Annotated in this window: 20 protein-coding genes, 1 tRNA gene and 1 pseudogene; 8 read left to right on the top strand and 14 right to left on the bottom strand. The window is 34.6% G+C overall.

The features are described from left to right. Positions 1–205 precede the first annotated feature (205 nt). The gene (locus AC4BBX_RS00600) at positions 206–2026 is read right to left on the bottom strand and encodes a heavy metal translocating P-type ATPase (protein WP_490454551.1); all 1821 of its coding nucleotides are present in this window, start codon (positions 2024–2026) and stop codon (positions 206–208) included. 169 nt (positions 2027–2195) lie between these two features. Between AC4BBX_RS00600 and AC4BBX_RS00595 the strand changes: the two genes are divergently transcribed. Together AC4BBX_RS00595 and AC4BBX_RS00590 are read left to right on the top strand one after the other, a co-directional pair. Next, positions 2196–2408: a hypothetical protein gene (locus tag AC4BBX_RS00595; protein ID WP_490454550.1), complete on the top strand. Its 213-nt coding sequence runs from the start codon at positions 2196–2198 to the stop codon at positions 2406–2408. 14 nt (positions 2409–2422) lie between these two features. Next, the gene (locus AC4BBX_RS00590) at positions 2423–2623 is read left to right on the top strand and encodes a hypothetical protein (RefSeq protein ID WP_490454549.1); all 201 of its coding nucleotides are present in this window, start codon (positions 2423–2425) and stop codon (positions 2621–2623) included. A gap of 429 nt (positions 2624–3052) precedes the next feature. Here the strand turns inward: AC4BBX_RS00590 and AC4BBX_RS00585 are convergent, their stop codons facing one another. From AC4BBX_RS00585 to AC4BBX_RS00570, 4 genes and pseudogenes are all read right to left on the bottom strand, one after another. After that, on the bottom strand, positions 3053–4078 hold the full coding sequence (locus AC4BBX_RS00585; RefSeq protein ID WP_490454548.1) for an Abi family protein: 1026 nt from the start codon (positions 4076–4078) through the stop codon (positions 3053–3055). Positions 4079–4348: 270 nt separating this feature from the next. Continuing rightward, positions 4349–4573, bottom strand: coding sequence for a hypothetical protein (locus AC4BBX_RS00580; protein ID WP_490454547.1), 225 nt, complete (start codon positions 4571–4573; stop codon positions 4349–4351). Positions 4574–4575: 2 nt separating this feature from the next. Continuing rightward, a complete protein-coding gene (locus tag AC4BBX_RS00575; protein ID WP_490454546.1) occupies positions 4576–4728 on the bottom strand; it encodes a hypothetical protein in 153 nt (50 codons plus the stop codon). Positions 4729–4731: 3 nt separating this feature from the next. Beyond that, positions 4732–5690 (bottom strand): annotated as a pseudogene (locus AC4BBX_RS00570) (IS30 family transposase). 412 nt (positions 5691–6102) lie between these two features. Here AC4BBX_RS00570 and AC4BBX_RS00565 point away from each other — a divergent pair. The 5 genes from AC4BBX_RS00565 to AC4BBX_RS00545 all read left to right on the top strand — a co-directional run bounded on the left by AC4BBX_RS00565 (position 6103) and on the right by AC4BBX_RS00545 (position 10187). After that, positions 6103–6786, top strand: coding sequence for an ATP-binding cassette domain-containing protein (locus AC4BBX_RS00565; RefSeq protein ID WP_490454545.1), 684 nt, complete (start codon positions 6103–6105; stop codon positions 6784–6786). After that, positions 6770–7765, top strand: coding sequence for a hypothetical protein (locus AC4BBX_RS00560; protein WP_490454544.1), 996 nt, complete (start codon positions 6770–6772; stop codon positions 7763–7765). The genes AC4BBX_RS00565 and AC4BBX_RS00560 overlap by 17 nt, the downstream gene beginning before the upstream one ends. A 1-nt stretch (position 7766) precedes the next feature. After that, positions 7767–8156, top strand: coding sequence for a DUF2178 domain-containing protein (locus AC4BBX_RS00555; RefSeq protein WP_490454543.1), 390 nt, complete (start codon positions 7767–7769; stop codon positions 8154–8156). A 17-nt stretch (positions 8157–8173) separates the two neighbouring features. After that, entirely contained in the window at positions 8174–8380 is a 207-nt protein-coding gene (locus tag AC4BBX_RS00550; RefSeq protein WP_490454542.1) for a helix-turn-helix transcriptional regulator, read from the top strand. A gap of 700 nt (positions 8381–9080) precedes the next feature. Beyond that, on the top strand, positions 9081–10187 hold the full coding sequence (locus tag AC4BBX_RS00545) for an IS4 family transposase (protein ID WP_313628041.1): 1107 nt from the start codon (positions 9081–9083) through the stop codon (positions 10185–10187). Between the two features lie 108 nt (positions 10188–10295). Here the strand turns inward: AC4BBX_RS00545 and AC4BBX_RS00540 are convergent, their stop codons facing one another. Next, positions 10296–10790, bottom strand: coding sequence for a hypothetical protein (locus AC4BBX_RS00540; RefSeq protein WP_490454541.1), 495 nt, complete (start codon positions 10788–10790; stop codon positions 10296–10298). 1298 nt (positions 10791–12088) lie between these two features. Between AC4BBX_RS00540 and AC4BBX_RS00535 the strand changes: the two genes are divergently transcribed. Further along, positions 12089–13522, top strand: coding sequence for a tyrosine-type recombinase/integrase (locus tag AC4BBX_RS00535; protein ID WP_490454540.1), 1434 nt, complete (start codon positions 12089–12091; stop codon positions 13520–13522). Positions 13523–13741: 219 nt separating this feature from the next. Here the strand turns inward: AC4BBX_RS00535 and AC4BBX_RS00530 are convergent. The 8 genes from AC4BBX_RS00530 to AC4BBX_RS00495 all read right to left on the bottom strand — a co-directional run bounded on the left by AC4BBX_RS00530 (position 13742) and on the right by AC4BBX_RS00495 (position 18386). Then, a tRNA-Arg gene (locus AC4BBX_RS00530) sits at positions 13742–13815 on the bottom strand. A 281-nt stretch (positions 13816–14096) separates the two neighbouring features. Next, the gene (locus tag AC4BBX_RS00525) at positions 14097–15245 is read right to left on the bottom strand and encodes a GNAT family N-acetyltransferase (protein ID WP_490454539.1); all 1149 of its coding nucleotides are present in this window, start codon (positions 15243–15245) and stop codon (positions 14097–14099) included. A gap of 58 nt (positions 15246–15303) precedes the next feature. After that, positions 15304–15717 (bottom strand): DUF3284 domain-containing protein, encoded by a 414-nt coding sequence (locus tag AC4BBX_RS00520; protein ID WP_490454538.1) that lies wholly within the window; start codon positions 15715–15717, stop codon positions 15304–15306. Next, positions 15704–15904: a hypothetical protein gene (locus AC4BBX_RS00515; RefSeq protein ID WP_490454537.1), complete on the bottom strand. Its 201-nt coding sequence runs from the start codon at positions 15902–15904 to the stop codon at positions 15704–15706. Before AC4BBX_RS00515 ends, AC4BBX_RS00520 begins: the two co-directional genes overlap by 14 nt. 32 nt (positions 15905–15936) lie before the next feature. After that, a complete protein-coding gene (locus AC4BBX_RS00510) occupies positions 15937–16149 on the bottom strand; it encodes a hypothetical protein (RefSeq protein ID WP_490454536.1) in 213 nt (70 codons plus the stop codon). Between the two features lie 89 nt (positions 16150–16238). Continuing rightward, a complete protein-coding gene (locus AC4BBX_RS00505; RefSeq protein ID WP_490454535.1) occupies positions 16239–17648 on the bottom strand; it encodes a PTS sugar transporter subunit IIC in 1410 nt (469 codons plus the stop codon). 83 nt (positions 17649–17731) lie between these two features. Beyond that, positions 17732–18049 carry a PTS lactose/cellobiose transporter subunit IIA gene (locus tag AC4BBX_RS00500; RefSeq protein WP_490454534.1) on the bottom strand — a complete coding sequence of 106 codons (318 nt, stop codon included), beginning with the start codon at positions 18047–18049 and terminating at the stop codon, positions 17732–17734. A 19-nt stretch (positions 18050–18068) separates the two neighbouring features. Beyond that, positions 18069–18386, bottom strand: a complete 318-nt coding sequence (locus AC4BBX_RS00495; protein ID WP_490454533.1) for a PTS sugar transporter subunit IIB — start codon at positions 18384–18386, stop codon at positions 18069–18071. Positions 18387–18420 lie beyond the last annotated feature (34 nt).

The raw sequence follows: 18420 nt of genomic DNA, 5'->3' as shown, positions 1-18420 counted from the left end.
GAATTTTTGGATATTTTGAACGGTGGCATGAGCCCGCGTTCGATTTTCTCGTTTTTTCGAACAGTGGCGCAAGCTCGTGTTCGACTTTTTCGTTTTTTTCGAACGGTGGAATCGATTTGAAATTTTTTTACCACTTTTCTTATATACATCAATCGCTATTCAATTAAAACAAGTCCATGATCACAATCTACCATGGACTTGTTTTTTATTTGATTTTTTTCAACATTCTTAAACCATTCAAAATGACTAAAATTGTACTCCCTTCATGACCGACAACTGCTAAAGGAATTGTCAAAACTTGAAGAATGTTCACAACAATCAAAACAGCGATCACCGCCACACTAAATATAATATTTTGTTTAATAATTTTTTTCATTTTTTGAGACAATTTGTGAGTGTATACTAACTTAGCTAAGTTATTCTCCATAATAACTACATCTGCAATATCCATTGCCACATCAGTTCCCTCACCCATTGCTACACCAATCGTAGCTGTCGCAAGAGCTGGAGCATCATTAACGCCATCGCCAACCATCGCATTTTTCCCTAAAGTACTTTTTTGATTTTGCACAAAATTCACTTTATCCTCTGGTAATAACTCTGCCTTAAATTCTTTAATGCCGGATTCATTAGCGATTGTTTCTGCAGTTTGATAGTTGTCTCCTGTCAACATCAGCGTATGGACTCCTACTTGATTAAAATAGTCTACTGCTAATTTGGCATTTTTGTTTAAGGTATCCAGTAAAGCAATTGCTCCAGCAAAATCATGATTACACTCTACATAAATAACTGTTTTTCCTTGTTTTTTCCAAGTTTCGATTGTTTCTGTATCAGGATAATTGCCTCGTTTTTTTCCAATATAATAAATAGTTCCCTCGACCGTGCTTTGAATTCCTTGTGCCGTCAATTCTTCGGTAACCAATCGTTTACTATTTATATTTTCCCAATGATTTAGAATAGCTTTTGCTAAAGGATGGGTACTTTTCGCTTCCAAACCAAGGACATAAGGTAGAATCTCTTCTTCAGGCGCGACCCAAACAACATCAGTCACACTAGGTTGTCCTTTCGTAAGCGTGCCAGTTTTATCAAAAGCAATGCTTTTAATTTCGGCTAATTCTTCTAAATAAGTTCCTCCTTTGAATATGACACCATGACGCGCGCCATTACTAATCGCGCTCAATAACGCTGGTGTGCTACTCGCAACCAGAGCACAAGGACTAGCTACAACTAACAAATTCACACCACGATATAAACTTTCATTCCATGTCCAATTTAAGATAAGATGAAAGAATAAAATCGCTAAGGGAACACCCAAAACTATTGTCATAACATATCTGTTTTCCACTTTTTGAATAAAACTTTCAGTTGTCGTTTGGCTATTTTGAGCCTTTTCCACCAACTGAATGATTTTTGCAAAAACCGTTTGCGATTTTTCTTTGTTGACTTCAATGGTTAATTCGTTTCCTAGATTGATAGTTCCACCGAAAACTTCTTTTCCAATTTCCTTCATCTGTGGCATACTTTCACCATTCACCACTGATTCATCAATTTCCGATGCTCCCATTAAAATGATACCATCCGTTGGAATGTTCTCACCTTTAAAAACTGCTAGATGATCTCCTACTAATAGATCTTCCACTTGCACCGTTTGATAACCACCTTGCTCCAATATTTTACGAGCAGTCTGAGGTTGCCGATTAATTAAACGTTTAATTTCTCTTGCACTTTTTTCAGTTGCATACTCTTCTAGCAAATGACTCATACTAAAAATAAAAATCAACAAAGCTCCCTCGCGCCAATCACCAATCATCCCTGCACTAACTGCCGCAATCATCATAAGTAAATCTACGTTAAAATGTTTCTCTTGAATTAGCTCTTTTACACCATCAATCGTAAGCTCAATTCCACCAGCAACGATAGCTAATAAGTAAAGCAACCAACTATACTCCCATTGTAAACCCAGATCAAAAATGAAGCCAATAATCAAAAAAACTGTACAAATAATCGTACCTATCCGTGCTCTCATTATTTCCATCCCCTTTTCTGATTGATTCTTCTCTACTTCTGTTATAGCACTTTTACACACCAAAAAGGCTAAATGATAAAGATAATCAGTTTCGGATGGATATGATTTTTTTATAACATAGTTTCTTATGATAAAATAAGACATATTTTATATACAAATGAGTTTGAAAATGAAAATCATCTTTCTAAACGGATTAGGACAAACAGCAAAATCTTGGGACTCTGTGATCGAATGCTTACCGACAAACTATTCTTCATCTCTCATTCATTTATTTCATCATGTGACGGATGATGAAATTCTTTCTTTAGATAGTCTAGATTCATTTCTCTCAAAAAACTTGGATTCGTTGACGAACCTTTTGTTCTTTGCGGATTATCTTTAGGAGCAATTTTGGCGTTGAAACAAGCTATCACTCCTCATCCATTTTTAAAAGGTGTTATTCTATCTGCTCCACAATTTGAAACACCTAATAAAGCATTACTTTTCTTTCAAAATACCGTTTTCCGATTTTTACCGAAAAAAAGTTTTACTCAACTAGGTTTAGCGAAAAAACAAGCTCTTCAATTGATGGGTTCTTTATCTTCACTTCATTTATAAAATTAAGTGGCTAACATAAACCTGCCAACACTTATTATCTGCGGAGAAAAAGATCAACCTAATTTACCCTCAGCCAAAGAATTAGCTAGTCTAATTCCAAATAGCCAATTATATCTCATCACCAATGGTAAACATGAATTAAATACAGAGCAATCTTTTTTATTTGCGAAAGTAGTGGAAGATTTTTTGGTGGAATTTTAGAAGAAAATTAACAAAAAGGATCGTCTCCCTCATATAATTCAAGGTTGATGATCCTTTTTAAACGTCCCCTACAAACTTCATTATGTACATTTAGCTAATTTACGTTGCTAAAAAGCAAGTTTCTTCTTTTATATTGCAATTTAATAGCTATACGTTTCTTGGTGTTGCAATTATTTTTGGCACAAAATTTGGCACAAAAAAATAAGCCCTATCCAAGTGTGGATGGAGCTATACTTTTATTTTTAACTGGTCTTTCCAATTCGGAGAGAACCCCATTTCTGCCATAATTATTTTAAAATCCACAGAGTTAAATTTATTATGATAAGTTTTGAAAATTCGATCAATATTTCTGATAAGCTCCCTAAATTCTTTATTAGATAACACTAATTTCAAGAGTGAAATCATAACAAATAGGGTTGCATCGCAATCCTTCAATCCAGAAGAAGGATTGAAACTTCGGTTATCATCAAAATATTTTATAAATATCCTAGATTTTATTTTCTTACCCATTTTGTAATTATATAAAACCTCATCATGAGCACATACATTTCTAAAGAGGTTTGCTGTTTTTAATATCATCTTCAACTCTTCAATATCAATTTTCTCGACCGATTTAGTTTCTTTTTGAAAATCTATACTAACTACTTTAGCAACATCGTTTTTTACTTTATCTTCCAAAGATAAAAATAAGTACTGCAGTTCTCCAAATGTTAAAAAATTAGACAAAACCCAGAGAGGAACATTACTGTGTCTGTTAATATAATGTTTAATCGCATTATCATATTTCTTTGTTTTATGTACTTCAATTTTATTCGAGAGTTTTTGAATATTCTTTAGAACATCAGAAAGATCATTGGGATTATCTGAATAATTCGAATAATGTAAATAACTATACTTTTCTGGATGTTGGAGAGAAAATTGATAGGAAACTAGTGCCTTCATCTTATTTTCAAAACTCAAAATAACATTCAACAATGTACTCCGGAGTTCTTTATCCATTTTATAAAGGTTATATATTTCTGAAAATCTAGTTTTTTCATTATACTCCTCAGGTATAACACATTTACTGTTATTATCTAACTTTAAAAACGGTTTTTTATAGCCGTTTATCACACAATAATAATTATTTTTCAACAATACATCTCTAGTGTGACTAACATTTTCGATTATTAAACCTCTACTTTTTAACCCTAATATTTGATCATCTATTGTCTTGAATGGACGGTTATCAGCGATACTCTTTCTAGCATTCATTAGCTTTTCTCCCTAAAAAAAAATGCCCAACCGCGGACGGTATGAGCTAGATCTACTAACGAAATAATACTTCGGATAAATAAAAATGTCAAACCTTGTGTTTCTAGTCAAAAACACCATATATAGTGTTTTAATGGGATTTATCTATAATTTACATGAGGTATGCTACAATATATTGTGGTAAATTTTATTTTAAAAACTTTATGTACTCCACGCTGATGATAAAGGCGTGAAGTTTTTACTTATAAGATAAATGACATGTTGACTATACTACCAGTTAATCACAGTGGCTAATACTTTATTATTTTTCAGAACAACTTCTTCTATGTTAAAATTCGGTTCTATTTCTATACCTAAATACTCATTATTCTCTTTCACTTCTTTTTCAGCTAAATACAAAGCTGTTTCAACACTATCAGCATTAATCAACAAACACTCTATTTCTTCATAATCAGATGGAGTCACTTTCACCGAAAATATCATTAATTCACCCACTCTTAGCACTCTTTATTTTCACTACCTGATTCTATTTGAGCTGCAAAGTAAGCATCATCTACATAAAACATCGCATTTTGGATAAGAAAAGCCGTTTTTGTATCTCTCTGATTTTCCAAAGCTAATAAATCATTCATATCTTTTAATAATTTCATTTGTCAAATTAAGTTAGACAAATCATCTGGTTTTATATTTCTCAAAAATATTTCCATCGGTGTTTGATACTTTAGAGATTTTCTTGGGATGTGATTTCGTTTGGAAGCAACAGCTTGAATAAATGATTCTGATACTTCATTGAAGTCCATGGCTTTAACTAATCCATCACGACGTAATAATCCATTTGAATGTTCATTTAGAGCGCGTTGTGACGGGGTGCCTGGATCCGCAAAATAAATATCAATATCATTTTGATTTCCCATAGCTTTCCAATTTGAAAATTCTTTCCCACAGTCAAACGTAATTGATTTAAACAGATGTTTAGGATCCATTTGAAACCAATGATTAATTCGATTTTCAATGTCCATTGCCTGTCTACCGGCTGGCTTCAATGTAATAATCACTTTTGACAAACGTTCCACCAATGTAATAACAGCACTTTTGTGTTTTCGACCGACAATAGTGTCTCCTTCAAGATGGCCAAACTCGTTTTCAAATTCTGGATGCTCCTTGATGCGCTCATGTATACTGCGCCGAAAAGCTTGTTTCCCACGTTTTTCTTGGTGTCCATTTGGTTTTCGTTTGCCTTTCATAGGCAAATCACGCACATTAAATGCGCCAGTTTGAAACATTCGATACAGTGTACGGACTGAACAATCAAGTTTCATTTCCGAGCGGCCGACAATCACATCCGGTGTCCACCCTTGAACAACCCTCTTTTGAACATATTCTTTTTGTTCCTCTGGTAAAGCAATCGAGCGTCTACCGCAGCGTTTTTTGTTTTCTTTGTATTGTTGATAGTAGTTCAGTATCGTAGCACCAGTTTTCAAAAATTGATACACGTTATGAATCGTTTGTCGCGCACGTCCTAAGCATTGCGCAGTTTTGGCAACGGATTGATTATTTTTGAAATAAGACTCTATGATTACCAGTCGTCTGTTGTAAGATGGGTGTAGGTCATTTGTACTCACTCTTTAATAATTCTTTGGTCGGAACTATTTTGAGTGTAGCACAAATGATCTTTTTAGTTGTCTAGCTTAATTTTACAATCGACGTTGATTAAAGTTGGCACAATTATTAGGCCAACTTTTATTTTTTATTTAAAGCAAAAATTATTAAACTTTTCACTTGAACTCTTCACAAAAAGTGATATATTTGTAATATAAAGTTGCAAATATATCACTAAGAAAGGATATGATTGTTATGAGTAAAAAATTTTTTCGAATAATTATTGGGCTAATTTGGATTATTGTGGGGATACTTAACTTAGTCAGTGAAAACCTGTCTTGGTGGTACAGTGCTTTGTCGCTTATAATTGGTGCGGTGTTTCTCTATTCTGCATTCAAACAAAATAAGGAAGGATAGTTTAAATTATGGATAGTTGCTTATCTTTCAAAGATTTAACCATCTGGTACCAAAAAGGAAAACCTATCATTGATCATTTAACTTTGAATCTTTCTACTAATGAAGTAGTTGGACTTATAGGATTGAATGGTGCTGGGAAAACCACCTTGATTAATACTCTATCCGGAGTACACAAGAACTATACAGGTGGAATAAACTACTCCGATCGTAATTTTAAAAAGACTCGTTATACTGTGTTTTCAGAAGATAATTCATTCCAGTATTATACTTTCAATGAGTATTTTCAGCACGTTTTCGATTCATATGACAAAAAAATCGATTTACAAAAAAAAGAAAATTTGCTGCTAGGTTTTAACTTTACTAATTATCAGAATAAGTTGATTCGTGATTTATCTACCGGAAATAGAAAAAAAGTTTTTCTAATCACTGGGTTTGCCCTCTGTCCTCCTTTTCTATTTCTTGATGAGCCAGTAAACGGATTGGATTTTCAAAGTACTGAATATCTTTATGACTTAATCAACAATTACCGCACAATTGGAACCGTTCTGTTCTCTTCTCATATTTTAGAAAGTATCTGCTTAACGGCTGATCGAGTTCTTGTCTTAAAAAAAGGACAGATTGACAGGGAGTTTAAAGACCAGCAAATTAACGAGGACATCATCCGGGAGGCTCTTCATGTTAAGAATACTTAAAATTAATATGAAAAACTTTATGGGCGCAAAGTATGAACGTTTGCCCAGAAACCTTATCCTTTGGGTTATTCTCTTTGCAGGAATACATACCTCTGGAATTGAGCTAATGATCAGTCCAACGGTTCTTTATCTGACAACGGCTTTTCTGACGATTGGAGGTTTTATTCAAGTTCTATCTGCTGACACGACAATCGAAAACCTACAGGGGCAGCTGATGTTACCGGAAGATCCTATAAAATTTTACTCAGCTGTTTTTCTGACCACGACTTTATACATCTTTCTTACAAAAGTAGGTACCTTATTGATTGTTTATTTGGCGGTCAGTCATTTTTATCCATCTAATTTGATTGGTATGATAGCGTGTTTCTTTATTAGTGGATTTCTCATCTTTCCTTTTGCTATACACACTGAAAAAAAAGAAAGTAGTAAGGATATCATTGAACATACAAGAGATAATTTTATTTTTTATATTTTAAGATACTTGATAAGCAATAAAAGATATATTATAAATACACTGATGATATGGCTTTTTGGAGTCTTGTTTTCACTAATGGCTGGACATTATTTGCCTTCCAATTTTATGTCCTTTGGATTTGTATTTATGTGCCTAAATACGCCTTTAGGCATCATTTTGTCGAGTGATAAAGATTTATATCATCAAATACGAGCTCTGCCAAGACAGACAAAAAAAATCCTCTTACCATATGCGAATTTTCTCTTTTTTGTAAACATCGTTTCATGTATAATTTTATTGGTCAGCTGGCAAATGATAATTGGGCCATTCTCTTCGGTCATGGTCTTAAATTCCTTACTGTTTTCAATTACCAGTTCGTTACTAACAGTTACTTTGGAAATGAAATTTCCATTACTTGATTGGAAAGTAGAAAGTGACTTATGGCATCATCCACGAAAGTATATCGTGCCGGTGATTATGATACTATTTGCAATCATTTTATCAACATTATCAGGAGGTCTGTAACATGTCTCATCTTAAACTAAGTAATAAAAAGTATACCCGACGAAAGTATATTCGTTTCATCTGGTTGTTCGGCTTTTTCGGTTTGTTGGGTTTTCGTTATTTTTTTACTCACAATATCAACGACTTATTCAATTTTAGTTTTCTGGCATTTTTTAGCGTGTATTTTACTGCCAAGTTGGCAGCTGAAATGCCCGACGAACGTTATTTTGAAAATCGTTTAAAAGCACAAGCCGCTACCCTATTTGTTCCAACCATTACTTTATTTATCGTAGGAACAGGCATTGTTTTATTTGATATTTCACGTGTGACTATTCTTATAATTGCTGCTTTAGGTTGGGGTATTACTTTCATTACCTATGCTTTGTCATTTTGGTACTATGAAAAACAATAGTGGGAGTGAATTAGAGAATGGAACAATACACTAGTCATTTAAAAAAATACCGTCAGCTTGCAGAACTTACCCAAGAAGACTTGGCCAATCAAGTCGGTGTCCGCCGTGAAACTATTATCCGACTGGAATCTGCTAAATATAATCCATCCCTAAAGCTAGCCATCGATATTTCACGAGTTCTCAATGTTCCCATTGAAACAATTTTCGAGTTTCCTGAAAAATAGTTTAGCAACTTCAATAGAAATCTTTAGCAAATTTAGTTTAGAAGTTTTTCTACTAAAGTACAAATTAAAAAAATAGTTTCTCAAAAGTCATACTTAACAGTCAAAGCCGGGTTGTGCGAAGCATAAAATCCCGGTTTTGGCTGTTTAAAAGTTGGCGCGTTTTTCGCGTCAACTTTTCGTTTACCCCCTATATCTAACAGGGGGGTAGAAATACAAAACAAATAAACAAAAAAAGCTTGAAAATGTTGATATAACAACCTTTGATTGAATTTTTTTGATGTCAACTTTTTACGAATAGTTGACATTCCTTTTTTACTAGAAAATAAGCATCCTAATGCATGTTACTAAAAGAAACATTGTAGTCTTCACACAACTTGATAAGCCCAAAGTAATTAGTAACTTTTGGAAGTACCCATGACTCATTAAACTATATCCTTCAGTGGTGACACAATTTTAAAACCAATCATGGTGGCTAAAAAAGTAACTGTTCTTCACTGAAATGAACGAATGTTACCCTTATTTATCATATTCATTGATGCGTTTAATTAAAAATTTATAGAGATCTTCTGTCATTCCTAAAGTATTACTTAAATTTTGTCACTAGTGTTGCATTAAAATTATAACCTATTCCATGAAACAAAAAAATCCTTTATACTAGCACTTGGATGACTTATCCAAGACCAATAAAAAGGACCAAAGCATGGATAAGTATAAAACAAATTCTGCATTTAATAAATGGTTTTCTGCCATAAATTTAGAAAATCTTTCTGTTTACTCAAAAAAATTTGTTATTCACTACAATGCGTATCGTAAAAAGCTTTTTTTTGAATCCGTCTTGAAGCTTTTTCTCTACGGCATTAACGAAGAAAAAGAGAGCTTGCGTGACTTGAGCACGTCTCTTATCAACGAATCCCTTCAAGTTGAAACCGATGTGACAACCATTAGTCATTCCCAATTGTCTCGTGCCTTTAATGCCCTTGAACCCAAAATATTAGAGGAAATTTTCCAACAACTGTTAGAAAAAGTCCAACATCAAATCAAGCCAACTAAGCGAAATAGTCTGTATCTAATTGATTCCAGTACGTTTTCTCTGAGTCTCAATCGCCACAAATGGGCGACTTTTCGGAAAACCAAGTCAGGGATTAAATTGCACTTAAACTACTGTTATATGGATGATACTACGATGTATCCTACTGATTTTACCTTAACGAATGCTCGTGAACATGATGTCAATCAACTACCCTTGCTGGTGAACAAACCTGAAGCGACCTACGTTTTTGACCGTGGCTACTTAGATTTTGAAAAAATGGATCAGATGCATTGGGACGGCTATTTCTTCGTCACTCGGATCAAGAAAAATACCAACGTTCACGTGATAGACCCCCTGGAGAAATCGTCGGAAGCAGAAATTCTACGAGATGAGCTCGTTCGTTTAGGTTCTAAAACCTATCTGACCGCAAATTTCCGACTAGTTACTATTCAAGATAAAAGTGGACGTGAATTTCAATTTATTACCAATCGAATGGACGTCTCTTCAAAAGAGATTTCCGATATGTATCACGCTCGTTGGCAAATCGAATTGTTTTTCAAACACATCAAACAACACATGACCAGTAAAACGTTCTTTTCTCAAAGTGAAAAAGGCGTGCAGAGTCAGTTGATTTTAACCATGATTTCCGCTCTCCTTACGTTTCTCGTCAAATTGGAGACGAAAACGAAAAAATCGGTGTTCCAAATCAAACGTTTCTTTCGTTATTTACTATTTCGGCCCTTTGAATGTTGGGTTGAAAAGTTAATTCCCACCTGAGAAAGAGGAAAAATGGTTCGTTACTTTTGGTTTTCAGTTGAATAACAAGTAAAAAATTTTCTGGAAAAAGTCATCCTCTGCGTCAGCACAGTTTCTTTTGACCTATTTTCAGAAAACCGACTTTTCAGAATATTCTAAAATGTTTTTATGCAACACTAGTGAAATTTTGTTTATAAAATTTTCCACAAATTCTATCAACGGCTGGGTCACTTCTTGTCTATTCAAAACTTCTTTTTTCCAATATAAAATACACTTAATCATTTTCTTTTGAGTCACCGGTAAATCTTTTTCGAAACAAAAACTTAAATCTTTCACAAACATACGCCATTCGTATGCATTAAATGCTGGAATTTTATCAATATTCTTCGGTAGTCTATCCGTGTATGATTTTTGAAGATCTTCTTTGTTATCCATCTTTGAAAAAAATGTTAGAACTGTTGGCGTTATCTCTAGATCCTTTTCTAACTTCTCCCTTAATCTAGATAAGTGCATCAAACTTAACTGTAAATCTGTAATCGCCCTTTTAACTCTTCTTTTTTCTTCTTCAATAAACATCTGAATATCAAGCTGATTATCATTGATGAAGTGTTGAATTTCATTCAAGCTCATACCTAGATTTTTAGTTCTATTCAAAAGGGAATTTTTCATGGAAAGAAGTTATTCCATATTGATTTAATGGGACTTTTTTTGAAAAATTCCGTCATTTTGACTTTTTGTGTTGGGTTATATTATGAAAGGAGATGTAGACAAAAATGAGCTCTTCCCAATTTTAAACTAGAATTGGGATGCAATTTGACTATATCTATAAAAGACCTATCGAAAACAAACGCAAATGTTTCCTAAAATATTTGAGTCGTCTCTCTAAAAGTGAATTTATTTTTTTCAGAACTAGATGATTATGTTGTCAGTCAATTTGAAAGTGTGAATCACTATCCTTCTGATTTTAACTACTTGAAACCTGTCTGATAACCGAAATTCTTAAATTTAAGATTCAATGATTATGTCGTCCCCGTTAGGTGAAATTATTGAATCCTATCAAGAGTTAAAAGTTTCATTCAAAATTTCCGTCATTTTTTCTTTTGTCGTCGGGTTATAGTGTGAACGGTATTTGAACTTTGAAATTTTAGCTTTTACTTTCAGAATTTCTTTAGTTTTTGTTAATAAGCTCAAAAAATTTCGCTAGAAGTGCAAGTTTTTCACCTTCTGATTGGTACTTAGTGTGAAAAGATATTAGTCACTTGATAAGACTTACAATTCACTTCTGCTTATTTGTCCTTTGAAAACTACATAACATGATTAGGTACGTTCAATTTATGTGGAGCTATTTTACCAAATCCGCCAAGACTTTCTAACAGAAACGAGCGAGTTCATTTGAGTAAAAATTCTCATTGTAGGGATTTGAGAAAGCCATGAAACGTAAATTGAGATAATGATACACCTACCTTGAACGCTTCACCGCATTGGGTAGCTCTCCGCGTATGAGAAGAGATAAAATTTCTGTGGGTCTTCCTCGACCGTCTAGATCATGAATTCATTGTAACGATTGCTTTTCAATTCATAAGATAAGGCAAAGCACTGCAAACAGTTATATTCAAAACTGAATCATCCTGTTAAGATGAAGATGTTAGAAGCAGTGCTTTCCTTATCTTAATGACGCAAAGAAAGGAGCTATTTAATTTTATGATTGCTAAAGATAAAAACACTGTGGGTACGCCCCCTTGCAATAAGAAAACATATACTGTTGATGAGATTGCCTCTATTCTGGACATCAGTAAGAAATCCGTCTAACAGCTGATCAGACGACAAGAATTTCATTCCATTCGCGTATGCAGAATGATTCGAGTATCTAAATCCTCTTTCGATAAATGGTTGAATCCACAATCATTTAAGGAGAGATAGTCATGGCAACAATTAAACAAAGAAAAACCAAATTTTCAGTTATCTATTGGTATCTTGATCCTGAGGGAAAACGGAAACAGAAATGGGATAGCATGTATACAAAAAAAGAAGCCAAAGCTCGAAAGTCTTTTATTGAGTATTATCAGCAGAAAAACGGTTATACGCTTGTTCCTTTGGAAGAACAAGCCATCATCCAACAGAAAAAATCAATAGCAGAATCAAAAGCCTCAGACAGTGAGATTACTTTAAGTGAATTTCTCGAGATTTTTGTCAATGTTTATGGTGTCTCAAAGTGGTCGACCAATACTTACAGCGGTAAAGTCGGTACCATTCGTAATTATATTAATCCTTTGATTGGCAAAATGAAGTTAACGGATATCACGACTAAAGTTCTTTCACAGTATTATATTCAACTGCTGAGTGTTCCAGAAGTTCCCAGAGCCAATCGTAAAAAGACCGACCGCTGTGTTCAGCCAGCGAATATCAAGAAGATTCACGATATTATCCGCTATGCTTTAAATCAGGCGATCAAATGGGAATACTTGGATACAAAAATGAGAAATCCTGCTTCGCTTGCGACTTTGCCAAAATTGATCAGGGCAAAGCGGAAGGTATGGGATATTAATACCTTTAAAAAGGCCATAAACCTTGCAGAAGACGATTTACTTCTCTTATGCATGCATCTGGCTTTCTCCTGTTCTCTACGCATTGGCGAGATCACAGGCTTTTCCTGGGAGGACGTGATCATCGATGAGGAATCGATCGAAAATGGGAATGCTCGTGTGATTGTTAATAAAGAACTGGCTCGAACTTCTTATTCAGCTATGCAGAAACTTAAAGACAAAGAGATTCTCAAAGTTTTTCCGACGCATAAACCACATTGCACCACCCGCTTAGTTTTGAAAACGCCTAAAACAGAATCAAGTAATCGCACGGTCTGGCTGCCAAAGACTTTGGCACTGTCCTTAGTCCAATATAAAAAAGATCAAGCGGAATTAAAGGAATTTTTAGGCGAGGACTATCACGACTATGGGCTTGTTATTGCCTTAGAAAATGGTAATCCAGTTGAAAGCCGGATTATCCGCAATCGATTCCAGCTCTTGTGTGAGGAAAATGACCTCGAAGTCGTTGTCTTTCACAGTCTCCGTCATTTAAGCACCAAATATAAGCTAAAGATAACCAATGGCGATATTAAATCGGTTCAAGGCGATACGGGTCATGCGGAAGCAGAAATGGTCACCGACGTGTATTCAGAAATCGTTGATGAAGACCGACGCTTCAATGCGAAGAAATTAGATGACGAATTCTATGACAATTTGAAAGCAGCACCTCTTGATGATCCGATAAATGATGAGGAGAAGTTATTGGCCTTGCTTAAAAATTTATCTCCAGAAGCGAAAGAAAAATTGTTAAATTCGGCAATTTCGGAGTGTTAGCAAAGGGGGTTGCTCTCCTTTCAGCAAAAAAAGTGTTAGCAGTGTTAGCAAAAAATACCTAAATTTCCCGAAAATAAAAAAAGTGTTAGCAAATTTCAATTGAAAAAAATGAAAAAGGCGGGTGTTCTGCTAACACTTTATAAGCTCATCTATTTAATTATTCCCAAAATACAAAAAGTCAGAAACCTTATATCAACAGGCTTCTGACGTGATAAAAAACGTCCCAGACAGGAATTGAACCTGCGACGTACCGCTTAGGAGGCGGTCCCTCTATCCTACTGAGGTACTGGGACAGGAAAGAATTGGGCGTGTGCCCCAACAACCGCTTAGGAGGTTCTTGTTTTATCCATTAAACTAAGAGGACTAAAATGACTTCTTCTATTTTATCGCTAACTTTACCAATAGGCAAGAAGGAATCCATTTTTGGGTTTTCCATTTTTTCCTATTTTTTAGTGCATAGATTTAGCATTGGTACACTTTTTTAATCCAGAAGCTCAAATCATTGCCTACTAACTCAACGCGAATTTCACAAAGATAAAACCACTTCATCGACTACTCAATGAAGTGGTTTTTTTTAGAAATAATCTTCCAATACGGGAACTTGTGTGGGTAAAATTTTAGCAATTGACGGACCTATCTCTTTATCTATTTGAATGAGTTCGTGAAAGCTCAGTTCTTCGATCGATTGATAACCTAAAAATAATTGTGTAAATCGTTGAATATCTGTCGTTAGTTTAGGAAGTTTAGTTGTATCGACTTTTGAAACTATTCCAGACTGATCAATTTCAAACACACCTTGATTCCATGGAGCATACAAATCTTCTTCGATCACAATTGCAAAAGGTTTTTCTAAATTTTCAAAAGGATATACTTCTAGAAAAGCTTCAACATCAACAATTCTTGCCATCATTTCCGGTCGAATACTAGCTTTTGATAATGGCTTTGCTTGTAGAAAGAAATGGTTATTTTTATCGTATCCGTGTTCATAATGAATTTCTTTAGTTGAATCTTTGTGGGAAGCGATATAACGATTTAATCCTTTGTATGCTTCTCCTGTTAAATAAACCCACTCCACACAAGAAAAAATATCGTCTTTTACTTGATAGATTAAATAACCTTGAGCGTTGTCCTGTGAATTGTAATAAATAGCAAAATCAAAACTTTCTGGTAAATGATATTTGTATTCTAACCACCAATCTTCTCGCTGTACTCCTCCATGTTTATTCTTTGAAGAGCTTTGATAAAGTTTTTTGATAGTAGACTGACAAGCCGTCCATGGTTTTCGTCGAACATAACCAGTAACTTTAGGACTATCTGGCCATTCATGACTAGGAACTTGATAAGCAATTCGTTCAAAAATTAATTCGTAGCCATATCTTCTATAAAAAGGATAAGAAAAAGGTGCTAAATAAGAAAACAATACATTATTTTCTCGACAATCTTGTAAAATTTTCCTCATCAGTTGATCAATTCGACCTTCTCCACGAAAAGAAGGATCTGAAGAAACAAAACCAATCCCCATCATATCAAACGTTTCTTGGAAAAATTGAATTTTAAGAGGAGTGGCTATCACTTGACTAGCCAAAATTTCTCCATCAAAAGAAGCGTAATGTTTGGAATGATCCAATAAAAAATTAAATCGATTTTGCGTTTTTTGATCCTTGTTAAATCGGAAAGCGTATTGGGCTAACTCAAAAGCTTTTTCATTATTTGTCTGTCTCAAAAATAATCACCTCAATAAATTTTATATGTAAAACGCAAAAAAGAGCCCTACTGACCCTTTAATACATTTCTTCTATCATCGTTAACATACGTTTAAATTGACGTTTCTTTAAAAATCCTAGCACTGAGCCAACAACCATGTCATTCATACTTTGAATCCACCCGTTCGAATTCATTTTTTCAGTATATTTAACTTCACAACTTGTTTCATCAATTGCCGTAATTTGATATTCTACATGAAAATCATTACGAGTCGTTAATGTGCGAAAGGCGTAATTTTCATTGGTTTTAGCCGATTCTATTTTGATTGTCGCACTAGTTTTATCGTTGTATTTTTTTACATATTCGAAACCCGCTAATTGTGACTCATTTAAGGTTCTGCCAGTGGTATCTTGCACTTCATAAATAACTGATTCGATCACTTTTTGATAGAAAAAATCAGCTGGAACTTGTAATTTTTTAACGATTTCCATGCTTTTTATCCTCAGCTTTCTTTTCTTTTTCTCTTCGATTGCCTATTTTAAAGACGACGATTCCAATGATAATAAAGAAAACAGAGACAATGATATTCGGCCAATTATAATCACCGGTTCTAGCATTGGCACTAAATATGAAAAAGAGCAAACCTAAAGTTATAATTGCTAAACCATTCTTTACCATTTTATTCACCTGTTCCTATTTATTATAGCATCTTAAACTACGTTAAAATATAATACGCGACCCCAATCTTCTGCTTTGATAGCATCTTTAGCTAAACGAATAGCTGCTTCTTTATCTCCTGTTACGTCAAAAACCAAAGCAATTCCTTTTTTCTCTTTGAATGTATAAGTAATACCATCTTGATCGATAGCTGCTAATAATGCTTTAATATTCTCTTGTTGCATTGCTGAATTAATTGTAATCATATAAATTCTCCTAATCTTAATAAATGATACCTGCTTTCTTTATTATAACTTACTAGCTGGGTGGTAGCCACCCAGCTAGAAGTTAATGATTAATCTTGATTCGCTGGATCGATTCTGTTTGCGGCAATAATAAATGGTGCCCAGATAACTAAAGCTACTGCTAAGTTAATAAGTGTTAGAATAATCGCTCTCCAGTCACCACCTGTTGCTAAAAATCCACTTAAAACAGCTGGCATTACCCATGGAACATTTACCACTACTGGTGCTACCCAACCAATCATAGTTGCAGTGTAAGCTATTGTTGCTGTTACAATTGGAGCTAAGATAAACGGAATCATGAACAATGGATTCAATACAATTGGTAAACCGAACATAACTGGTTCATTAATGTTAAAGATACCAGGTCCGATAGCTAAATTCCCGATTGTTTTGTAATCTGCACGTTTAGAGAAAATGATGATTGCTACTAACAACATCAACGTTACTCCGGCACCACCCGGCCAAACAAAGGCTTCAAATGAACCTGCAACCCATTGATAAGGTACTTGTTCACCTAATTGGTAAGCATTTGTGTTTTCAACCATTGCTACACCGTATACAGTTTGTAATACTGGTCCCATAATATTAGTACCATGTAAACCAAAGAACCATAAAACGTGAACTAACAATACGATAATAAATACTGCTAGGTAACCTTGAGATAAACCTAATAAAGGTGCTTGAATAGATGTTGAAATCCAGTCAATGATTGGCATACCTACAAATCTTTCGAATAAGTAGTAAACTAAACCTGAGGCGAATAAACCTGCTAAACCTGGAATAATCGCTGCAAATGCACGAGCTACTGCTGGTGGCACTGAATCAGGCATTTTGATAATAATGTTTTTGTTCATTAGTTTAGCAAAAATAACTACTGAAATGAAACCAAAAATCAATGCGGTAAATAATCCTGTACCGCCCATGTAAGCACCAAATGGGAAGTAACCCCAACCACCAGCACTAATTGTTGTTCCGTCTACAGTCCAACCAGCATTGTTAATGATATCGACTGCTTCTGTTGGTAATGTTTCACCTAAAGTTAAAGACAAGCTAGCTGACTGTGGAATACCCATAATAAATGCTGATAATGAAACTAAAGCTCCTGATAATCCATCCACATTGTAGGCCTTAGCAAGGTTATAACCCAATGAAGCAGCGAATACAACCGCCATAATAGCTAAAGTACCTGTCCATACCAAACCATTAACTGCGATTAATGGTTGGAAGAATTTTGTAATAACGTTGATTCCTTCTGCTTCGTTGTAAAGTGCACCAGATTTGATATATGCTCCTGGGAAATCACGAACAAAGGCGTTTAACAATACAGCAATTGCTCCTGCCATTGTAACAGGCATCATACTGATAAATGCGTCACGAATTGCGACTAAATGTTTTTGTGAGCCAACTTTGGCTGCGATAGGTAAGACGTGTCTTTCTAACCATCCTGATAATGCTTCCATTTTGTGTTCCTCCTATAAGTTCATAAAAGTAGTGTGTCTATTACCAACTTGCTATCCGTTCAAAGTAGCTATGAATTCAAATTTTATTTTTCTTCAATACGTCGGTAAACATCAATAATTTCTTTAGCTAGATCGGTAAATGCAATTGAAGTCATCAAATGATCTTGAGAATGAACAGTTAGTAAAGTAACCGTCATATGGTTGCCTTGTGCTTCTTGCGTAAGTAAACCAGTTTGGGAATGATGAGCTTCTACTAAAGAGGCTTCAGCATCTTTGACTTTTTGATCTGCTAATTCAAAATCACCTGCTTTTGCTGCAGCAATTGCTTCCATTGCGTCACTTTTCGCATTTCCTCCATACATAATCAAACCCATGATTGCTTCTAAATTTTGTTCATCCATCTTTGTACCCTCCATTTTTTTACTTCATCAAGCTTTCCGCTTGAGCTAAAACTTTTTCCCCATTCATCATACCGTAATCTGCCATATTGATGATGTCCAAAGGAATTCCTTTCGGTGCTAATTTTTGTTCAAACTGAGTTTTCATAAAGCGAACTTGAGGTCCTAATAAAAGAACATCAACGTTTTTTGATTCTAAATGCTGATCAGCTTCAGAAGCTGATACCGCAAAGATATCCGCACTAATTCCTTTGTCTTCTGCTGCCTTTTGCATTTTAGTAACCAATAAGCTAGTACTCATTCCCGCAGAACAAACTAACATGATTGTTTTTTGAGCCATTTTTTTCACTCCCTTACTGTTTAATCTTTACACT

The organism is Enterococcus sp. AMC1157, from assembly GCF_058216555.1.
Note: the sequence above shows the minus strand (reverse complement) of the source record. Positions and strands in the feature narration are given on the sequence as shown.